The following is a 16679-nucleotide window of genomic DNA, read 5'->3' as shown; positions in this document are numbered from 1 at the left end:
ATCGCAGCGTCACCGGAGGTCTTTATTTTAAAACCCCCGGTGGCGCCAGGCTGAGCAGATCTCCGGGAACGCTCTGATGATGCTTAAAGAAACAATGCCTTATCACGCAGGATATGATCGTTTCCACGACGGCGAGTAAAGCCAATCCGGTCGAAGTATTCGAGAATCTGAATCGCCAGCTTACGCCCGACGTTTAGCGTATCGCGAAAGTCAGCGGCGCAGGTTGAACCCCGCAGCTGATCCAGATCGCGGATCATTCTGGCAAAGGCTACGATACGATCGTTACGGTAATAACGATCTTTAACGATCGCGGTAATCATGCCCTGCTGCGCCGCCTGACGCAGTACCGCGCGCATCAGCGACTCTTCGACACCCGCTTCTTTCGCCAGGTCGCGCACCCACCAGGGTTCATCGGCAAACAGATCGGCAACCCGTAGCCAGATGGCCTGCTGCTCTTCGGTAAAACCCGCTTTGTGTTCCGGCAGGTGCAGCCATCCGTGATGACTCTCGATCGTCCCGCCAGCGCGCATCTGCTCAATAAGCAACAGCACCAGCGCTTCGTCTTCCATCGGTAGCGCGATACGCCGCAGACGCTCCCGGCCCGGTCCAGGCTCGTCGCGATGCTGGTCGTGATAGCGCGCCAGCGCATCAAGGAGTTTTGCCTGCCAACGGGCCGCCAGCGAAGAGCTCAGCAGGCTATAGCCGGCCTGCAGGTAGCTGGCATTGTGCGTCAGCGCAGCCAGGCCATTGTCGTTTAGCTGGCGAGCCCAGGCGAACTCATCCAGACGTACCGCATCACGTTGCAGGTGCATCTCCAGCGCCTGAGCATTATCTGTCGCCGCCGTTAGCGTATGAAGCCACTGCAGATACTCCGCTTTTCGTTTCCCGCGGCGCGGCGGATTTAGCGTCACTACGCGGGCTCCCGCCAGAGTCACCCGGGCAGAGATATCGCGTAACACCAGGCGATCGTTATCAGCCAGCCACAGCGGCGTATCGAGTACCAGCTCGGCAAGATCCCCCACCAGCAGCGAAACGCGACCGGTAATATGGCTGGCGGCATGATGGATATGCAAAGACTGCCATTGCGTCAACGGCGTGTGGCACCGTAATTCAACGATAACCCGGTCGGACGGTTCCGGAGGCTGAACGGATAGCAGCCAGTCGCCGCGGTTCAGCGCCTCTTTTTGCGCGTCGCCCGCGATATTCAACGCAATTCTCTGGCCTGCCCGCGCCTGCTCGACCGGCTGGTTTTGCGCATGCAGGCCACGCACGCGCATCGGTTTATCTACCCCGGTCAGCCACAGCGTATCCCCGACGCTGACCTCACCGCTGAGCGCGGTGCCGGTCACCACCAGGCCTGCCCCTTTTACGGTAAAGGCGCGGTCAATAGCCAGACGAAAACGCTGATGCTGCGGATGGGTGCGTTCAGGTAGCTGGCGCAGATGGTCGCGCAGCGCGTCAATTCCTTGGTTTTCCGTCGCTGCCGTGGCAAACAGCGTCGCGTGGGTAAAACCAAATTCGGCCAGCACCGCTTCCACCTCAGCATGCACTTCGTTCACCCGCGCCGGGTCAACGCGATCGGCTTTTGTCAGCGCCACCGTCAGCGACGGGTTTCCCGTCAGCTGCAAGATTGCCAGGTGCTCGCGAGTCTGGGCCATCACGCCATCATCGCAGGCCACCACCAGCAGCGCGTGGTCGATACCACCCACGCCAGCCAGCATATTAGACAAAAACTTTTCGTGGCCAGGCACATCGATAAAACCCAGCACGCGGCCGTCGGGCTGTGGCCAGTAGGCGTACCCCAGATCGATCGTCATTCCGCGTGATTTCTCTTCCGGCAGGCGATCGGCATTAACGCCGGTTATCGCCTGCAGTAGCGTCGTTTTGCCGTGGTCAACGTGTCCGGCGGTGGCAATAATCATTGTAATAACATCTCCATAAACCGGGGTTCATCTTCAAGACAGCGCAAATCCAGCCACAGACGCCCGTCGTAAATTCGCCCGATAACCGGAACCGGTAGCCCGCGCCAGCGGGTCGCCAGCGCCTCCAGTTGGCTACCGCGGCCATCGCGCGGCGTAAAGGTCAGCGCCGCCCCCGGCAGGCGGTCAACCGGTAGCGAACCGCTGCCGATTTGCGACTGACACGGCTCTACCCGCACCGCAAAGTCTGCATAATGCGCGGCCAGCTGCGGCTGTAGACGCACTGCCTGCGCATGAATCGCCTGTGCCGTGCGGGTCAGCAGACGCAGCGTGGGCAGCCGGTCGGCCAGCGTTTCCGGATGCAAATAGAGCCGTAAAGTGGCCTCCAGCGCAGCCAGGGTCATCTTATCCGCCCGCAGCGCGCGTTTAAGCGGGTGCTGTTGCAGACGGGCAATCAGCGCTTTATCGCCAACGATAATCCCCGCCTGCGGGCCGCCCAGCAGCTTATCGCCGGAGAAGCTCACCAGGCTGACGCCCGCGGCGATCATCTCCTGCGGCATCGGCTCTTTCGGCAGACCATACTGGCTCAGATCGACCAGCGAACCGCTGCCCAAATCAGCCACTACCGGAATGCCAGACTCGCGACCAATCGCCGCCAGCTCGGCTTCATCGACGACTTTAGTGAAGCCTTCAATGCTGTAGTTACTGGTATGGACCTTCATCAACAAGCCGGTATTGTCATTCACGGCCTGACGATAATCTTTGGCATGGGTGCGGTTAGTGGTCCCCACTTCATGCAGGATACAGCCCGCCTGGCGCATCACGTCGGGAATACGGAACGCGCCGCCAATCTCCACCAGCTCGCCGCGTGAAAGCACCACTTCTTTACCGCCAGCGGTGGCCGCCAGCATCAGTAGCACCGCCGCCGCGTTATTGTTGACGATGCAGGCATCTTCCGCGCCGGTAATGCGGCACAGCAGATCCGCCAGCGCCCGATCGCGGTGGCCGCGACCAGCATCATCCAGGCTGTACTCCAGCGTCACCGGTGCGCGCATTGCCTGAGCTACCGCATCAACCGCAGCTTCGGCCTGGATCGCGCGACCCAGGTTGGTATGCAGCACCGTACCGGTGAGATTAAACACCGGGCGCAGCGCGCTTTGCAGGGTTTGCGCCAGACGTCGCCCGGCTTCCTGCGGCCAGTCATCGCACCAGGCCGGCAGCGCCTGTGCCTGACGAATGTGTTCCCGGGCTTCATCCAGCATCTGGCGCAGCAGCGCCACCACCTGGGCATGGCCATGTCGGGCCAGCACGGCAGAAAAAGCGGGATCGCGAAGCAAACGATCGGTGGCCGGAAGCCGGGTGTAGAGCGCACGAATATCGGTAGTCATGAATGGACCTGGCGGTAAGTTATTTACCCCCCTCCCGACGGGAGAGGGAGTCAACAAATCAGCGGTGATTGTAACGTCTCCGGGGGGAAACTGTTACCTGCCTGGGTCAAGTCCTTGGCGGTTCGGTGCGGGCAAAACTGGCGCGCTGGAAGAGTGAGTCGACCAGCTTGATCAGCTGAGGACGTGTCGCACACCAGCCGGGAGCGACCCGGCGAAAATTGAGGTACGCAATGGCGCACGCTGCCGAAATCGTGGCCAGATTGACCTCATCAATTCGCAGGCGGCCGTCGGCTACATAGGCTTCCAGCGCGTCAAGTCCCCGGGTCACTTTCTCGCGCTGACGCAGCAGCTCGCTTTCCGACTGCTGCGCCGCCGGGCGGGCTTTTTCGCGCACCAGGGCCTGGGCCGCCTCCATGACACCATCGGCCAGCGCCTCCAGCTGGCGCATTTTCAACGCCGCCTTCGGGTCCGATGGCAGCATTTCCGGCGCGACGCCGAGTTGCTCAAGATATTGCGCGATAACGGGGGAGTCATACCAGCATTCGCCGCTGTCCGTAACCAGCACCGGCACTTTACCCAATGGGTTGAATTTCCCGACGCCGTTCACGTCCTGATAGGGGAACTCGTTGACGAATTCGAAGGGGAGATTTTTTTCCAGCAGAATGACAGAGATTTTACGCACAAAGGGACTGGTGTAGCTGCCGATCAGTTTCATTGCCTGCTCCTTTCGCCAACACAAAAGTAGAAACCTAATGGGATAGGCTCTATACCCAAAATAATTCGAGTTGCAGGACCACAATGCTTTCGGCGTTATTGAACAGCGTTTACGCTGGCCCCACAGGGGCGAGAGTAACGCGGCGACGCAGAATCCCCAGGAGCTTACTCAAGTAAGTGACCAGGAGCCGATGCAACTTGAAGTATGACGGGTATAAGTATGGTTCAGGCGCAGGCAAAAGGCAGGTCCGACTTAGCGTCAGCCTGCCTTTATTGGAATTAATGATCCAGGTAGAGGTAGTGCATCCAACTGGTCATGCGGAGCAAGACTTTTCGCATGACCGAGACATGGCTGAAGTGGTCAGAATAGACCGCAACCTGCGCATAAATCCCGTCCGGCAGCGCATCTACATCCGCATTCGGGTCCAGTTCAATCGTCGCCAGTACCCCATCGGTTCCCGGCAAGACCGTCAGTGACTGCAATGCTCCCTGCGCCTGGTAAGACCCGCCGGGCACAACCGGAAGAATGCTGGTCAGCTTGCCATGAAACACCTGGCCCGGCAGCGCGTTAAAGACCGCTTCGGCATCATCGCCTGGCTTCAGTCGCAGCAGCGAGTTTTGGCGGAACTGGGCGACAATCTGCCGTTTTTGTTCCGGGATAAAGACCATCACCGGGCGCAGCGGCAGCGCCGCCGCATACGTGCCGGGACGGATCAGAACCTGGGTAACGTAGCCGTTGCTTGGCGCGCGAATAACGGTCTGGTCGAGGTTGTATTTCGCCTCCGTCAGTTGCGCACGCAGGCTGACAACCTGCGACTGCTCGCCGCCCACCATGCTGTCCAGCTGGCTTTGTATCTGCGCCTGCTCGGCAACCGACGCTTTCACTAACGCATCCTGCGCCAGATAGTTTTGTCGGGCATTATCGATATCGCTTTCAGAGAACGGGTTGACCCGTGCCTGGCTGCCTTTCAGGTAACGCTGGTAATCTTTATAGAGCCGATCGCGCTCGGCAGAAACACGCACCGTGTTGGCCTGCGCTTCTGACAGCTGGGCCTTAAGCGTATTGATGCTGTGCATCGCGGTCACCAGATCGGCCTGTAGTCTATCCACCCGGGCCTGGTAACGAACGGGATCGATAGTAAACAGCACATCGCCCTTGTTCACCCGCTGATTGGTTTTATCCGTCACGGTACTGACGATGCCGGTTACCTGTGGCGTAATGGGAATAGAAATAACCGCTTTTTGTGCGGTAAACGTATAAGGATGGTTATAGTTCATTAATAAAATAAGGGCACTGACGAGAAATATACCGCCTAATGCCGCCGTGGCGAGAGTCCACTGGTTAACCGGAATACGGAATATTTTAAAAACCGCCCATGCAATCGCCACATAGGTCAATACAATTAACAGATCCATGATTAGCGCTCCGGCGTATCTTTTTCTGCGGATGATGACACCGCACCCAGTCGTTTTTCCAACTCGGCAACGCGTTGTGAAAGTCTGTCTATGTCCGGATCGCGCTCAGAAGGAGGAAGATGGGATTTCATTCCCCATCCCCGTTCAGGCTGATAGAGCGTGGCCCAAATCCACAGGAATGGCCAGATAACATGCAGTGTAAACAGGCTCACCCAACCGGCGGTGTGGATGGCATCAGCATGGGGATGATTGCGTTTTTTAGCCATTAGATATGGAATATCATGAATAGCGATGATTCCATAAAACAGAACCAGAAAAACGAAAATCAACACACCCAGCGCAAAATAGTTGAGAAACATATGTGCCTCACTAAACACGACGTAAGCTCATCAATGATATAAAATGGTAAGCAACCAAATTAATTAATTAAATTTAAGTAATAGCAAAATGCACTTATAATTTAAGGCCGGGGAGTATTGTTTTTAGCTATTCTCCTTGCAAGTTTTTAAGCGTGACAAAATATATCCTGAAGAACTATATACTTATCTTTACATGATGAGCTTAAGCCAGGTTTTTACTTTTTTCCATACGGCCCTGCGATGATGTTTTTTCATTCTGAAGCCGGCGTGCCGGTACCGGGCCCGGTGCGAGCACACGGAGTTTGCCGGGGATCACATCCGTAAAAATCAACTCATTATTTTTTGTGAACAAAGTCACAATATAGAGACAAACAGAAAACAATATTATGTGATCGAATTCACATTAATTAGCCTAATCAGGCTAATTTTGACCTGTTGTCTTTTTTTTGCACACTCATTTTGTGATGAACATCACTACAAATACCTACCAGACACCTATATTCATGTGATCATAATCACATAAAAATCCACCGACTGGACAGTTTAGCGATTCAGTGCCAGATTCCCTCTATCAATCAGGGTCCGGCGACCTCTGCCGCCATATTAACAACAAGCCTCAGGCTTTTAGCCTACGCGTAAGCAAAACAGAAGAAGGGGTGTTTTATGTCATCCGATATCAAGATCAAGGTGCAAAGCTTTGGTCGTTTCCTCAGCAATATGGTGATGCCAAACATCGGCGCGTTTATCGCGTGGGGTATCATCACCGCATTATTCATTCCGACAGGGTGGTTACCGAGCGAAACGCTGGCGAAGCTAGTCGGGCCAATGATCACCTATCTGCTGCCGCTGCTGATCGGTTATACCGGCGGTAAATTAATTGGCGGTGAGCGTGGCGGCGTGGTCGGCGCAATCACCACGATGGGCGTTATCGTCGGTGCAGACATGCCGATGTTCCTCGGTGCGATGATCGCAGGTCCTCTGGGTGGCTGGGCGATTAAACATTTCGATGGCTGGGTAGACGGTAAGATTAAATCTGGCTTCGAGATGCTGGTGAACAACTTCTCCGCCGGTATTATCGGGATGATCCTCGCGATTCTGGCATTCCTCGGCATTGGTCCGGCGGTTGAAGTCCTGTCTAAAATTCTGGCGGCGGGCGTTAACTTCATGGTTGTCCATGACATGCTGCCGCTGGCGTCTATCTTCGTTGAACCGGCCAAAATCCTGTTCCTGAACAACGCCATCAACCACGGTATCTTCTCGCCGCTGGGCATTCAGCAGTCTCATGAGCTGGGCAAATCAATCTTCTTCCTGATTGAAGCGAACCCGGGTCCGGGGATGGGCGTCCTGCTGGCATACATGTTCTTTGGCCGCGGTAGCGCGAAACAGTCTGCAGGCGGTGCAGCAATCATTCACTTCCTGGGCGGTATCCACGAAATCTACTTCCCGTATGTGCTGATGAACCCGCGTCTGCTCCTCGCCGTTATCCTCGGCGGTATGACCGGCGTGTTCACCCTGACTATCCTGAACGGCGGTCTGGTTTCTCCTGCCTCCCCGGGTTCTATCCTTGCCGTCCTGGCGATGACCCCGAAAGGCGCGTACTTCGCTAACATCGCGGCAATTATTGCAGCGATGGCCGTCTCCTTCGTGGTCTCCGCTATTCTGCTGAAAACCAGCAAAGTGAAAGAAGAAGACGATATCGATGCTGCGACCCGTCGCATGCAGGATATGAAAGCCGAATCCAAAGGCGCAGCTACGCCGCTGTCTGCGGGTGCCGTAGCTAACGACCTGAGCCACGTGCGCAAAATCATCGTGGCCTGTGATGCCGGTATGGGCTCAAGCGCGATGGGCGCCGGGGTGCTGCGTAAAAAAGTGCAGGATGCGGGGCTGAGCAATATTTCCGTGACCAACTGCGCCATTAACAATCTGCCGCCGGATGTCGACCTGGTGATTACCCACCGCGACCTGACCGAGCGTGCGATGCGCCAGGTACCGCAGGCCCAGCATATTTCGCTGACCAACTTCCTCGACAGCGGCCTCTACACCAGCCTGACCGAGCGTCTGGTCGCCGCACAGCGCCATACCGATAACGAAGAGAAAGTTCGCGGTAGCCTGAAAGACAGCTTTGACGCTCAGGACACCAATCTGTTCAAACTCGGTGCGGAAAACATCTTCCTCGGACGGAAAGCGGCGACGAAAGAAGAAGCGATCCTCTTTGCCGGCGAGCAGCTGGTGAAAGGCGGATACGTTGAGCCGGAATATGTGCAGGCGATGCTGGATCGTGAAAAACTGACCTCAACCTACCTGGGTGAGTCCATCGCAGTGCCACACGGTACGATTGAAGCGAAAGACCGCGTGCTGAAGACCGGCGTAGTGTTCTGCCAGTATCCAGAAGGCGTCCGCTTTGGTGAAGAAGCCGATGACATTGCCCGTCTGGTTATCGGTATCGCAGCACGCAACAACGAGCATATCCACGTGATTACCAGCCTGACTAATGCGCTGGATGATGAGTCGGTGATTGAACGCCTGACTCACACCACCAGCGTTGAGGAAGTGCTGGCGCTGCTGAAAGGCAATAAAGCCTAAACGGTCCCCCGGCCTGCCGGGGAAACGAATCACCCTCTCTCTCTGTCTGGAGAGAGAGGGTTCGGGTGAGGGGCAAGCCTCACCCGAACCCTCTCAGGTAAAAACATTAATGAAGGTTAATACTATGAATGCATTACATTTTGGCGCAGGTAATATCGGACGTGGCTTTATCGGCAAATTGCTGGCTGACGCGGGGATCGCTTTAACATTCGCCGATGTGAATCAGGTGGTACTTGATGCCCTGAATGCCCGTCATAGCTATCAGGTTCACGTTGTGGGTGAAAACGAGCAGGTTGATACCGTTTCCGGCGTCAATGCCGTCAGCAGCATCGGCGATGAAGTCATTGACCTGATTGCCAGCGTTGACCTGATTACCACCGCCGTCGGCCCCGTGGTGCTGGAACGTATTGCGCCAGCCATTGCGAAAGGTCTGGCGAAGCGTAAAGCGCAGGGTATTACCGCCCCGCTGAACATCATCGCCTGTGAAAACATGGTGCGCGGCACCACCCAGCTAAAAGGCCACGTGTTTAACGCCCTGGCAGAAGAAGATAAAACCTGGGTCGAAGCCAACGTCGGCTTCGTGGATTCCGCAGTTGACCGCATTGTTCCGCCTTCCGCTTCCGCCACGCACGATCCGCTGGAAGTGACCGTGGAAACCTTCAGCGAGTGGATCGTCGATAAAACCCAGTTTAAAGGTACCCTGCCCGCGATCCCGGGAATGGAATTAACCGACAACCTGATGGCATTTGTCGAACGTAAGCTATTCACCTTAAACACCGGACATGCTATAACCGCCTACCTCGGAAAACTGGCCGGGCACCAGACGATTCGCGATGCGATTCTCGATGAGAATATTCGCGCAGTGGTAAAAGGGGCCATGGAAGAGAGCGGCGCGGTACTGATCAAACGCTACGGCTTTGATGCACAGAAGCACGCCGCCTACATCCAGAAAATCCTCGGTCGTTTCGAGAACCCGTACCTGAAAGATGACGTTGAGCGCGTGGGTCGTCAGCCGCTGCGTAAACTGAGCGCGGGCGATCGTCTGATCAAACCGCTGCTTGGCACGCTGGAGTATGCTCTGCCACACGTCAATCTGGTGAAAGGGATCGCCGCCGCGATGCATTTCCGTAGCGAAGAAGACCCGCAGGCGCAGGAACTGGCTGCCTTGATTAACGAAAAGGGCCCGCAGGCAGCGCTGGCACAGATTTCTGGTCTGGATGCCGCAAGTGCCGTGGTGGTGGAGGCCGTTAACGACTATAACGCCACCAAATGAGACAAAACCTGGCGCGGTACGAACCGCGCCCATTACTACTCCTGTCAGATATGCAGGCAATAATGGAAGAAACACAGGCATTTGAAAACCGCGTGCTTGAGCGTCTGAATGCTGGCAAAACCGTACGAAGCTTCCTGATCGCCACCGTCGAACTCCTCACGGAAGCGGTCAATATTCTGGTGCTTCAGGTATTCCGTAAAGACGACTACGCGGTGAAATACGCAGTGGAGCCATTGCTGGATGGCGATGGGCCGCTGGGAGACCTTTCTGTACGCCTGAAGCTGATTTATGGCCTTGGGGTGATTAGCCGCGCCGAATACGAAGACGCCGAGCTGCTGATGGCCCTGCGCGAAGAGCTGAATCACGACGGGAATGAGTACAGCTTTACCGACGATGAGATTCTTGGGCCTTTTGGCGAACTGCATTGCGTGACCGCCCTGCCGCCAACGCCGCTGTTCGACGAGAGCGACGAAGAGCTGCTGGCAATGCAGAAACTACGCTACCAGCAGGTTGTACGTTCAACAATGATGCTGTCTCTGACTGAGCTGATTTCCCGAATCAGCTTAAAAAAAGCCTTTCAGAAATCAACGCTCTGACCCGGACTCCACCTGGTCACAAGCCGGCCGGTAAAGCTGCCTGTAATACTCCAGACGACTCAGATACAGCGCCTCTTTGTTCTGCGGGATATCCCGCGGCACGTGCTGCAAACGCGGGGATTTTTTCAAATACTCCATAAAAGCCTGGCTTGAAGCCATAAAATCAACTGTCTTGTCGATTATACGCGGTACGCCGTCACCGATTTTTGCCATCTCGCCCTCCTGTTTTCAGGGTTCATCCTGTAAAGGATTAGCGAAAAGCGAGGCCAGGGTTGAGGAAAACGTGCTTTATTGACGACGGAGTTCACAGAGATGAAATTCAGGTCACTCTTAGTAATAATATGATTAACATTCAAATAATTAGAAATCATTACATCTGAGACTTCCGTGGAAAAAACAACGAGTTTTTGATAAATGACTACCCACAACAGAAGTCACAGCACATACTATATGTTGTCGAAATCCCTTTATTAATAGATTAAGTCATCATGAAAGAAGTCGAAAAGAATGAAATCAAGCGTTTGAGCGACCGCCTCGACGCCATCCGTCACCAGCAGGCAGACCTGTCTCTGGTTGAAGCTGCGGACAAGTATGCCGAGCTGGAAAAAGAACAGGCCACCATCGAAGCTGAAATCGTGCGCCTGCGCGAAGTTCAGGGCCAGAAGCTGAGCAAAGAAGCTCAGAAGCTGATGAATCTGCCGCATCGCCGCGCGATCACCAAAAAAGAGCAGGCCGATATGGGCAAGCTGAAGAAAAGCGTTCGCGGGCTGGTGATTGTTCACCCGATGACCGCTCTGGGTCGCGAAATGAACCTTAAAGAAATGACCGGTTTCTCAAAAACCGCGTTCTGATCTTTTATCCCGAGAATTTCCCCGGTGGCGCTACGCTGGCCGGGCTACATCCCATGGATGTTTGGGGCTTTGTAGCCCGGACAGGCACGTCATGCGCTGCCTCCGGGGGAATGCACAAATTCCAATGTGAATCCTGTCCCCAATCCTTCTTACCTTATTGGCCCTACCAATTATTTCTTAAACCCCCCAACGGTTCACAAATACATCATTTTTAGTCACAGACATATTGCCTGGCAATAACATTTGGTTAACCATTCGTTGTCGTTAATCCTACAACTGAATTTTGGCTGGGCCAATTTTACAAAAGATGTGACCTGCAAGGAGCGCAGACTCAGCACCGCATCTTTGTGGCCCGATGGAGACCTGCATGAACCTCTGGCAACAAAATTACGATCCGGCCGGTAATATCTGGCTCTCAAGTCTTATCGCATCGTTACCGATTCTGTTTTTCTTTTTTGCCCTGATTAAGCTCAAGCTCAAAGGGTACGTGGCGGCGACATGGACCGTGGCCATTGCGCTATCGGTCGCGCTGCTGTTCTACAAGATGCCGGTTGACCGCGCGCTGACTTCCGTGGTCTATGGCTTCTTTTACGGCCTGTGGCCCATCGCGTGGATTATTATCGCCGCGGTATTTGTCTATAAAATCTCGGTCAAGACCGGACAGTTCGATATTATCCGCTCTTCAATTCTGTCGATTACCCCTGACCAGCGTCTGCAGATGCTGATCGTCGGCTTCTCCTTCGGGGCTTTCCTGGAAGGTGCGGCGGGCTTTGGTGCGCCGGTGGCGATTACCGCCGCGCTGTTGGTCGGCCTGGGATTTAACCCGTTGTATGCGGCGGGGCTATGCCTGATTGTTAATACCGCACCGGTTGCCTTCGGCGCGATGGGCATTCCTATTCTGGTTGCGGGTCAGGTAACCGGTATCGATAGCTTCGCCATCGGCCAGATGGTGGGACGCCAGCTGCCGTTCCTGACGATTATCGTCCTGTTCTGGATTATGGCGATTATGGACGGCTGGCGCGGGGTCAAAGAAACCTGGCCGGCGGTGATGGTCGCCGGTGGCTCCTTCGCTATCGCCCAGTACCTCAGCTCTAACTTCCTCGGCCCGGAACTGCCTGACATCATCTCTTCTCTGGTGTCGCTGGTCTGTCTGACGCTGTTCCTCAAACGCTGGCAGCCGGTACGCATCTTCCGCTTTGGCGATATGGGTGCAGCGCAGGTCGATCAAACGCTGGCCCGTACCCATTACAGCGCCGGGCAGGTCGTCCGCGCCTGGTCACCCTTCCTGTTCCTGACCGCCACCGTGACCTTATGGAGCGTGCCGCCGTTTAAGGCCCTGTTCGCCCCCGGCGGCGCGATGTATGACTTCGTCATCAATATCTCCGTCCCGTTCCTCGATAAGATGGTGGCTCGTATGCCGCCGGTCGTCAGCGCAGCCACGCCTTACGCTGCGGTGTACAAGTTCGACTGGCTGTCGGCCACCGGTACCGCCATTCTGTTCGCGGCTATACTTTCCGTAGTCTGGCTGCGCATGAAGCCGAAAGACGCGCTGGTCACCTTTGGCAGTACGTTGAAAGAACTGGCTCTGCCGATTTACTCCATCGGCATGGTGCTGGCATTTGCCTTTATTTCTAACTATTCCGGGCTGTCGTCGACGCTGGCCCTTGCACTGGCGCATACCGGCCATGCGTTTACCTTCTTCTCGCCGTTCCTCGGCTGGCTGGGGGTCTTCCTGACCGGTTCAGACACATCGTCTAACGCGCTGTTCGCCGCACTGCAGGCAACTGCGGCTCAGCAAATCGGCGTCTCCGATATCCTGCTGGTGGCGGCCAATACCACCGGTGGCGTCACCGGCAAGATGATTTCACCGCAGTCCATCGCCATCGCCTGTGCGGCGGTCGGCCTGGTGGGTAAAGAGTCGGATCTGTTCCGTTTTACCGTAAAACACAGCCTGATTTTCACCTGTATGGTCGGCGTTATTACCACGCTACAGGCTTATGTCTTAACCTGGATGATCCCATGATAGTGATGCCCCGGCGCCTCGCAGACGATGTTGCTCGTCGTGTGCGGGCGCTGATAGAAGAACACAAGCTGGAGGCGGGCATGCGACTGCCCGCCGAGCGCCAGCTGGCCGCGCAGCTTGGCGTATCGCGCAATTCACTACGCGAAGCGCTGGCGATGCTGGTGAACGAAGGCCTTCTGGTCAGCCGCCGCGGCGGCGGGACTTTCGTGCGCTGGCAGCATGAGGCGTGGTCAGAACAGAATATCGTTCAGCCGCTAAAAACGCTGCTCGCCGACGACCCCGATTACAGCTTTGATATTCTGGAAGCCCGTCACGCCATCGAAGCCAGCACCGCCTGGCATGCGGCAATGCGGGCAACCGACGCAGAAAAAGAGCGTATTCGCCTGTGCTTCGAAGCCACGCAGAGTGAAGACCCGGACCTCGCCTCACAGGCCGACGTCCGCTTCCATCTGGCGATTGCCGAAGCCTCGCACAACGTAGTGCTGCTACAAACCATGCGCGGCTTTTTCGATCTCTTACAGTCCTCAGTCAAGCAAAGCCGCCAGCGGATGTATCTTGTCCCGCCGGTATTCGCCCGCCTGACCGAACAGCACCAGGCCGTGATGGAGGCCATTTTCGCCGGTGACGCCGAAGGCGCACGGCAGGCGATGATGGCGCATTTAGGTTTCGTCCACGCCACGATTAAACACTTTGATGAAGACCAGGCCCGCCAGGCGCGAATTACCCGCCTGCCCGGTGACCACAATGAAAATGCCAGGGAGAACCCGTGATGATTATTTCAGCCGCCAGCGACTATCGCGCAGCCGCACAGCGAATCCTGCCACCGTTTCTGTTCCACTATATCGACGGCGGCGCCTATGCCGAACATACGCTGCGCCGCAACGTAGAAGATCTGTCTGATGTGGCGCTCCGCCAGCGAGTCCTGAAGAATATGTCGGACCTGAGCCTGGAGACGACGCTGTTTAAAGAAAAGCTGGCGATGCCGGTCGCGCTGGCGCCGGTCGGGCTATGCGGGATGTACGCCCGTCGCGGTGAGGTTCAGGCAGCAGGCGCGGCGGATGATAAAGGCATTCCCTTTACGCTCTCCACCGTTTCCGTGTGTCCGATAGAAGAGGTCGCTCCGACCATCAAGCGCCCGATGTGGTTCCAGCTGTATGTCCTGCGCGATCGCGGTTTTATGCGTAATGCGCTGGAGCGCGCCAAAGCCGCAGGATGTTCAACCCTGGTATTTACCGTTGATATGCCAACCCCCGGCGCTCGCTATCGTGACGCCCATTCCGGCATGAGTGGCCCAAATGCCGCTCTGCGCCGTTACTGGCAGGCGATGACTCACCCACAGTGGGCGTGGGATGTCGGTTTAAACGGCCGTCCGCACGATCTCGGCAATATCTCCACCTATCTTGGCAAACCCACCGGCCTTGAGGACTATATTGGCTGGCTGGCGAACAACTTCGATCCGTCGATTTCGTGGAAAGACCTTGAGTGGATCCGCGAATTCTGGGACGGCCCGATGGTGATCAAAGGGATCCTCGATCCTCAGGACGCACGCGATGCGGTGCGCTTCGGCGCTGACGGGATCGTCGTCTCCAACCACGGTGGCCGCCAGCTCGACGGCGTTCTCTCCTCCGCCCGCGCCCTGCCGGCCATCGCCGATGCGGTAAAAGGCGATATCGCTATCCTTGCCGATAGCGGTATCCGCAACGGCCTTGACGTGGTGCGAATGATTGCGCTGGGTGCCGATAGCGTCCTGCTGGGCCGCGCTTATCTGTATGCGTTGGCCACGCACGGCAAACAGGGCGTGGCTAATCTGCTGAACCTGATTGAGAAAGAAATGAAAGTGGCCATGACCCTGACCGGTACCAAAACCATCAGCGAAATCAGCCGCGACTCTCTGGTACAGAATGCCGACGCTCTGCAAACCTTCAATGCCATTAAGCAGGGTAACGCAGCGTAACTCCCCGCCCGGCGCGCTCCCACAGGGATGAGGGCCGGGCAAAAATCTGCTATTCTGCCCGCGCTATTTAGAGCCTAATGAGACAGGGCAGCATGCTAAACATCGTACTATTCGAGCCAGAAATCCCGCCCAATACCGGGAATATCATCCGCCTGTGCGCTAACACCGGCTTCAGTTTGCATATTATCGAACCCATGGGATTCACCTGGGACGATAAGCGCCTGCGCCGCGCCGGACTGGATTACCATGAATTCACCGCCGTCCAGCGCCATCACGATTATGCCGCCTTCGTGGAAAGCGCGAGGCCACAGCGCCTGTTCGCCCTGACCACCAAAGGTACACCGGCTCACAGCGCGGTCAGCTACCAGGATGGCGATTTCTTGATGTTTGGTCCGGAAACGCGCGGCCTGCCGGCCAGCATTCTTGATGCCCTGCCACCGGAGCAGAAAATCCGTATTCCGATGATGCCGGACAGCCGCAGCATGAACCTGTCAAACGCGGTGTCGGTGGTGGTGTACGAAGCATGGCGCCAGCTGGGGTATCCTGGCGCGGTCTTGCGTCGTTAAGCCGGGAATCGACTGCGCTCAGCCACCGCAGCGTACATGCAGTACGTGAGGATGGCGGGCACAGCCCAGGCACAAGCGGGTAAGCACGATAACCCGATTCTAGATCCCGTCGCCGTATTCGAAGGTATGGTGGATACCATTAAAATGCTGGTCCATATCCATCGCTGGCTTATCGCTTTCAGGCTTCCCGACGATACGCGCCGGTACACCTGCCGCAGTGGTATGCGGCGGTACGGGCTGTAGCACGACAGAACCGGCACCAATTTTGGCACCGCGCCCCACTTCGATATTGCCGAGGATCTTCGCACCGGCGCCAATCATGACGCCTTCGCGGATTTTCGGGTGACGGTCGCCGCTGGTTTTACCGGTACCGCCGAGGGTGACAGACTGCAGAATCGACACGTCATCCTCAATCACCGCCGTTTCACCAACCACAATGCCGGTAGCGTGATCGAGCATGATCCCGCGACCAATCTTCGCCGCCGGGTGGATATCCACCTGGAAAGAAACGGATACCTGGTTTTGCAGGAAAATGGCCAGCGCGCGGCGCCCCTGATTCCACAACCAGTGACCAATGCGGTATGCCTGCAGCGCGTGGAAGCCTTTCAGATACAGCAGCGGAGTCGAGTATTTGTCGACCGCCGGGTCACGGGTGCGCACGGCCTGAATATCACAGGCTGCGGAGGCGATCATTTCCGGGTCAGCGGCATAGGCCTCTTCCACCACTTCACGAATGGCAATGGCGGGCATAATTGGCGATGCCAGCTTATTCGCCAGCATATAGCTCAGGGCGCTGCCCAGATTTTCGTGCTTGAGTAGCGTTGCGTGGTAAAAACTGGCAAGCATAGGCTCGCAGTCAGCCAGGGCGCGAGCTTCGGCTTTAATATTATTCCAGACGATATCCAGTTCTTCACATGGCATTGCTGACTCCAGACGATAGCTATCCCCGTCATACTTCGGCTGACAGCAGCCTGAAGTATCAAAGGGTTAAATGACCGGTCAGTTCTCTGCTGACCGGGTCATTCAGGTGACAAAGG

Annotated in this window: 15 protein-coding genes; 8 read left to right on the top strand and 7 right to left on the bottom strand. The window is 56.2% G+C overall.

What is annotated here, in order from left to right; genetic code table 11:
• Positions 1–83: 83 nt before the first annotated feature.
• The 5 genes from selB to ACMYSK_RS20215 form a co-directional block, all read right to left on the bottom strand.
• Positions 84–1922, bottom strand: coding sequence for a selenocysteine-specific translation elongation factor (gene selB / locus ACMYSK_RS20235; protein ID WP_434638141.1), 1839 nt, complete (start codon positions 1920–1922; stop codon positions 84–86).
• The gene (selA, locus tag ACMYSK_RS20230; protein ID WP_434638139.1) at positions 1919–3307 is read right to left on the bottom strand and encodes an L-seryl-tRNA(Sec) selenium transferase; all 1389 of its coding nucleotides are present in this window, start codon (positions 3305–3307) and stop codon (positions 1919–1921) included. The genes selB and selA overlap by 4 nt, the downstream gene beginning before the upstream one ends.
• A 106-nt stretch (positions 3308–3413) precedes the next feature.
• Positions 3414–4022: a glutathione S-transferase gene (locus ACMYSK_RS20225; protein ID WP_434638137.1), complete on the bottom strand. Its 609-nt coding sequence runs from the start codon at positions 4020–4022 to the stop codon at positions 3414–3416.
• 278 nt (positions 4023–4300) lie between these two features.
• Positions 4301–5437, bottom strand: a complete 1137-nt coding sequence (locus ACMYSK_RS20220; RefSeq protein ID WP_434638135.1) for an HlyD family secretion protein — start codon at positions 5435–5437, stop codon at positions 4301–4303.
• A gap of 2 nt (positions 5438–5439) precedes the next feature.
• Positions 5440–5796, bottom strand: coding sequence for a DUF3302 domain-containing protein (locus ACMYSK_RS20215; protein ID WP_434638133.1), 357 nt, complete (start codon positions 5794–5796; stop codon positions 5440–5442).
• Positions 5797–6459: 663 nt separating this feature from the next.
• On the opposite strand from ACMYSK_RS20215, the gene mtlA reads away from it, so the two are divergent.
• The 3 genes from mtlA to mtlR all read left to right on the top strand — a co-directional run bounded on the left by mtlA (position 6460) and on the right by mtlR (position 10248).
• Positions 6460–8379: a PTS mannitol transporter subunit IICBA gene (mtlA, locus tag ACMYSK_RS20210; protein WP_434638131.1), complete on the top strand. Its 1920-nt coding sequence runs from the start codon at positions 6460–6462 to the stop codon at positions 8377–8379.
• Between the two features lie 124 nt (positions 8380–8503).
• On the top strand, positions 8504–9652 hold the full coding sequence (mtlD, locus tag ACMYSK_RS20205; RefSeq protein ID WP_434638129.1) for a mannitol-1-phosphate 5-dehydrogenase: 1149 nt from the start codon (positions 8504–8506) through the stop codon (positions 9650–9652).
• Positions 9649–10248, top strand: a complete 600-nt coding sequence (mtlR, locus tag ACMYSK_RS20200; RefSeq protein WP_434638128.1) for a mannitol operon repressor MtlR — start codon at positions 9649–9651, stop codon at positions 10246–10248. The genes mtlD and mtlR overlap by 4 nt, the downstream gene beginning before the upstream one ends.
• Here mtlR and ACMYSK_RS20195 read toward each other — a convergent pair.
• Positions 10237–10461: a hypothetical protein gene (locus ACMYSK_RS20195; RefSeq protein WP_434638126.1), complete on the bottom strand. Its 225-nt coding sequence runs from the start codon at positions 10459–10461 to the stop codon at positions 10237–10239. The genes mtlR and ACMYSK_RS20195 overlap by 12 nt on opposite strands.
• 275 nt (positions 10462–10736) lie before the next feature.
• On the opposite strand from ACMYSK_RS20195, the gene ACMYSK_RS20190 reads away from it, so the two are divergent.
• From ACMYSK_RS20190 to trmL, 5 genes are all read left to right on the top strand, one after another.
• The gene (locus ACMYSK_RS20190; protein WP_434638124.1) at positions 10737–11099 is read left to right on the top strand and encodes a YibL family ribosome-associated protein; all 363 of its coding nucleotides are present in this window, start codon (positions 10737–10739) and stop codon (positions 11097–11099) included.
• A 367-nt stretch (positions 11100–11466) separates the two neighbouring features.
• Complete coding sequence (gene lldP / locus ACMYSK_RS20185; RefSeq protein ID WP_434638122.1) at positions 11467–13122, top strand: L-lactate permease; 1656 nt, start codon at positions 11467–11469, stop codon at positions 13120–13122.
• The gene (gene lldR, locus ACMYSK_RS20180; RefSeq protein ID WP_434638120.1) at positions 13119–13892 is read left to right on the top strand and encodes a transcriptional regulator LldR; all 774 of its coding nucleotides are present in this window, start codon (positions 13119–13121) and stop codon (positions 13890–13892) included. Before lldP ends, lldR begins: the two co-directional genes overlap by 4 nt.
• Positions 13892–15076, top strand: a complete 1185-nt coding sequence (gene lldD / locus ACMYSK_RS20175) for an FMN-dependent L-lactate dehydrogenase LldD (protein ID WP_434644248.1) — start codon at positions 13892–13894, stop codon at positions 15074–15076. The genes lldR and lldD overlap by 1 nt, the downstream gene beginning before the upstream one ends.
• 92 nt (positions 15077–15168) lie before the next feature.
• Positions 15169–15642 carry a tRNA (uridine(34)/cytosine(34)/5-carboxymethylaminomethyluridine(34)-2'-O)-methyltransferase TrmL gene (gene trmL, locus ACMYSK_RS20170; RefSeq protein WP_434638118.1) on the top strand — a complete coding sequence of 158 codons (474 nt, stop codon included), beginning with the start codon at positions 15169–15171 and terminating at the stop codon, positions 15640–15642.
• Between the two features lie 99 nt (positions 15643–15741).
• On the opposite strand, the gene cysE is transcribed toward trmL, so the two are convergent.
• Positions 15742–16563 carry a serine O-acetyltransferase gene (gene cysE / locus ACMYSK_RS20165; protein WP_004106845.1) on the bottom strand — a complete coding sequence of 274 codons (822 nt, stop codon included), beginning with the start codon at positions 16561–16563 and terminating at the stop codon, positions 15742–15744.
• Positions 16564–16679 lie beyond the last annotated feature (116 nt).

Origin of the sequence: Klebsiella sp. I138, from assembly GCF_051131765.1 — a bacterium.
GTDB lineage: Bacteria > Pseudomonadota > Gammaproteobacteria > Enterobacterales > Enterobacteriaceae > Klebsiella.
Note: the sequence above shows the minus strand (reverse complement) of the source record. Positions and strands in the feature narration are given on the sequence as shown.

What these genes read in the sequence shown, in the direction of transcription:
- cysE (WP_004106845.1), bottom strand. Translation starts at nt 16,563, where the DNA reads ATGCCATGTGAAGAACTGGATATCGTCTGGAATAATATTAAAGCCGAA.
- ACMYSK_RS20195 (WP_434638126.1), bottom strand. Translation starts at nt 10,461, where the DNA reads ATGGCAAAAATCGGTGACGGCGTACCGCGTATAATCGACAAGACAGTT.
- selA (WP_434638139.1), bottom strand. Translation starts at nt 3,307, where the DNA reads ATGACTACCGATATTCGTGCGCTCTACACCCGGCTTCCGGCCACCGAT.
- ACMYSK_RS20225 (WP_434638137.1), bottom strand. Translation starts at nt 4,022, where the DNA reads ATGAAACTGATCGGCAGCTACACCAGTCCCTTTGTGCGTAAAATCTCT.
- ACMYSK_RS20190 (WP_434638124.1), top strand. Translation starts at nt 10,737, where the DNA reads ATGAAAGAAGTCGAAAAGAATGAAATCAAGCGTTTGAGCGACCGCCTC.
- mtlR (WP_434638128.1), top strand. Translation starts at nt 9,649, where the DNA reads ATGAGACAAAACCTGGCGCGGTACGAACCGCGCCCATTACTACTCCTG.
- ACMYSK_RS20220 (WP_434638135.1), bottom strand. Translation starts at nt 5,437, where the DNA reads ATGGATCTGTTAATTGTATTGACCTATGTGGCGATTGCATGGGCGGTT.
- trmL (WP_434638118.1), top strand. Translation starts at nt 15,169, where the DNA reads ATGCTAAACATCGTACTATTCGAGCCAGAAATCCCGCCCAATACCGGG.
- lldP (WP_434638122.1), top strand. Translation starts at nt 11,467, where the DNA reads ATGAACCTCTGGCAACAAAATTACGATCCGGCCGGTAATATCTGGCTC.
- mtlD (WP_434638129.1), top strand. Translation starts at nt 8,504, where the DNA reads ATGAATGCATTACATTTTGGCGCAGGTAATATCGGACGTGGCTTTATC.
- mtlA (WP_434638131.1), top strand. Translation starts at nt 6,460, where the DNA reads ATGTCATCCGATATCAAGATCAAGGTGCAAAGCTTTGGTCGTTTCCTC.
- lldR (WP_434638120.1), top strand. Translation starts at nt 13,119, where the DNA reads ATGATAGTGATGCCCCGGCGCCTCGCAGACGATGTTGCTCGTCGTGTG.
- ACMYSK_RS20215 (WP_434638133.1), bottom strand. Translation starts at nt 5,796, where the DNA reads ATGTTTCTCAACTATTTTGCGCTGGGTGTGTTGATTTTCGTTTTTCTG.
- selB (WP_434638141.1), bottom strand. Translation starts at nt 1,922, where the DNA reads ATGATTATTGCCACCGCCGGACACGTTGACCACGGCAAAACGACGCTA.
- lldD (WP_434644248.1), top strand. Translation starts at nt 13,892, where the DNA reads ATGATTATTTCAGCCGCCAGCGACTATCGCGCAGCCGCACAGCGAATC.